The organism is Inquilinus limosus MP06 (genome assembly GCF_000767795.1).
GTDB classification, from domain to species: domain Bacteria; phylum Pseudomonadota; class Alphaproteobacteria; order DSM-16000; family Inquilinaceae; genus Inquilinus; species Inquilinus limosus_E.
This window is the reverse complement of sequence record NZ_JANX01000899.1, coordinates 1-1,648: the sequence shown is the minus strand read 5'-3', so window position 1 is coordinate 1,648 and position 1,648 is coordinate 1. Positions and strand designations below refer to the sequence as shown.

The window sequence follows — 1,648 nt, the reverse complement described above, 5'->3', positions numbered from 1 at the left end:
AGCCGGGGCCGCGGCAGCACCGCCGCCAGCAGCGCCCGGAGCGCCCGCTCCTGCAGCGGCCGGCGATAGGTCTTCTCCACCACCGCGCGGCCGTGGTCGACCAGATGCATGTAGTGCACGCCCGACGGGCAGGTGGTCATGCAGGACAGGCAGGACAGGCAGCGGTCGAGATGCCTGGCGACGCTGGCCGGGGCCGGCCCCCCGCCCTCCAGCATCGACTTGATCTGGTAGATGCGGCCACGGGGGCTGTCGAGCTCGTCGCCCAGCACCGTATAGGTCGGGCAGGTCGCGAGGCAGAAGCCGCAGTGCACGCAGCTGCGCAGGATCTGCTCCGACACCGCATTGTCCGGATCGGCCAGCTGCGCCAGCGAGAAATGAGTCTGCACCCGCACCCTCCCGTCGTTGCGCCGACACTAGCCTGCGGCCCGCCGGCAAGGGAACCCGGCGGATGCGTCGGCCGGCATTGTCAACCGGCATGGGGGTTAGTAGGCTGGCCGGCAGAGGCGCCCCCGGGGAGGGCGCCCGGACCGGGAGGCCGAGATGACGATGCTTCGGGTATGCCGCGCTTTGCCCGCGGCGGTGCTGCTGTGCATCTTCTCAGCGGCGGCGCTGGCCGGCGGACCTGTGGTCCAGGACATCGCGCTGGGACAGACGCCGCAGCAGGCCGCGGCCTTCACCGCGCGGGCGGTGACCTTCGCCGGGCCGGGCGAGGCGCCCTGGACCGGCCTGGCCGCCGCGCCGCGGCCGGATGACGGCACGCTGCTGCTGCAATTCACCCCGCCGGCCCAGGGGAACCGGCTGTATTCGGTGCTTGAGACGATGCGGTTCGCCGCCGGCGGCCCGCGCAGCACCGCCGATGCGCTGGCGCCCCTGAAGACCCGCTTCGGCGAACCGGCGGCGGTATACGACCAGGCGGGGAAACAGACCGCGATCTGGCGCTTCGTCGCCGGCAAGCCGGCGGGGGCGGCGGTCGACGTGGCCTCGGACTGCTCGCCCTACACGGCGACGATCGTGTCGGGGGTGCGGCCGGTGGGCTGGCCCGCCTCCTGCGGCGAGATGGTGTTCGCGACGGTGGAACTGGGGCCGGACGGGGCGCCGACCGCGTTGCGGATCGCCCATGCCGACACCGATGCGGCACAGGTGCTGCAGCCGCGCCGCGGCGAGCCTTACGCCCATCTGGCGAAATCGGCGCAGTAGAAGGCGGCCCGCCCGGCGCGGGCCGCCCAGTACGGTCAGCCGGCGCTGCTGCTGCGGCCGGCAATAATCCGGTAGATGATCAGCAGGATGATCGCGCCGATCACGCCCAGAACGAATTTCAGAAATCCTTCTGGCTCAGCGATGCCGAACTGCTGGCCGAGCCAAGTGCCGACGAAGGAGCCGGCAATGCCGAGCAGGATGGTGATGATGAAGCCGCCCGGGTCCCGCCCGGGCATCAGGAACTTCGCAACCAGGCCGATCACGAATCCGATGATGATGGTGACGATGATTCCCATGGGGTCTCCCCGAGGCGAGTCGCGCGCTCGATCATAACCCATGAGGGCCGGCGAGGTTTCCGGTCCTTTCAGGCGGCCGGGGACATTCTGCCCGGCGACAGGATGCCCTTCGGGTCGAAGGCCTCGCGCACCCGGCGCGCCAGCGCCTCCAGCGC

At 71.2% G+C, this 1,648-nt stretch carries 4 protein-coding genes; 1 reads left to right on the top strand and 3 read right to left on the bottom strand.

Going from position 1 to position 1,648, the window contains the following annotated elements:
- Positions 1 to 386, bottom strand: a 386-nt coding sequence (locus tag P409_RS33770; protein WP_034849007.1) for a 4Fe-4S dicluster domain-containing protein, incomplete at its 3' end; no start/stop codon positions are given.
- A gap of 154 nt (positions 387 to 540) precedes the next feature.
- On the opposite strand from P409_RS33770, the gene P409_RS33765 reads away from it, so the two are divergent.
- A complete protein-coding gene (locus P409_RS33765; protein ID WP_152613693.1) occupies positions 541 to 1,197 on the top strand; it encodes a hypothetical protein in 657 nt (218 codons plus the stop codon).
- Between the two features lie 35 nt (positions 1,198 to 1,232).
- On the opposite strand, the gene P409_RS33760 is transcribed toward P409_RS33765, so the two are convergent.
- Together P409_RS33760 and P409_RS41665 are read right to left on the bottom strand one after the other, a co-directional pair.
- Positions 1,233 to 1,493, bottom strand: coding sequence for a GlsB/YeaQ/YmgE family stress response membrane protein (locus P409_RS33760; protein WP_034849001.1), 261 nt, complete (start codon positions 1,491 to 1,493; stop codon positions 1,233 to 1,235).
- A 68-nt stretch (positions 1,494 to 1,561) separates the two neighbouring features.
- Positions 1,562 to 1,636, bottom strand: a complete 75-nt coding sequence (locus P409_RS41665) for a hypothetical protein (protein WP_430515680.1) — start codon at positions 1,634 to 1,636, stop codon at positions 1,562 to 1,564.
- Between the last annotated feature and the right edge of the window lie 12 nt (positions 1,637 to 1,648).

What these genes read in the sequence shown, in the direction of transcription:
- P409_RS33765 (WP_152613693.1), top strand. Translation starts at nt 541, where the DNA reads ATGACGATGCTTCGGGTATGCCGCGCTTTGCCCGCGGCGGTGCTGCTG.
- P409_RS33760 (WP_034849001.1), bottom strand. Translation starts at nt 1,493, where the DNA reads ATGGGAATCATCGTCACCATCATCATCGGATTCGTGATCGGCCTGGTT.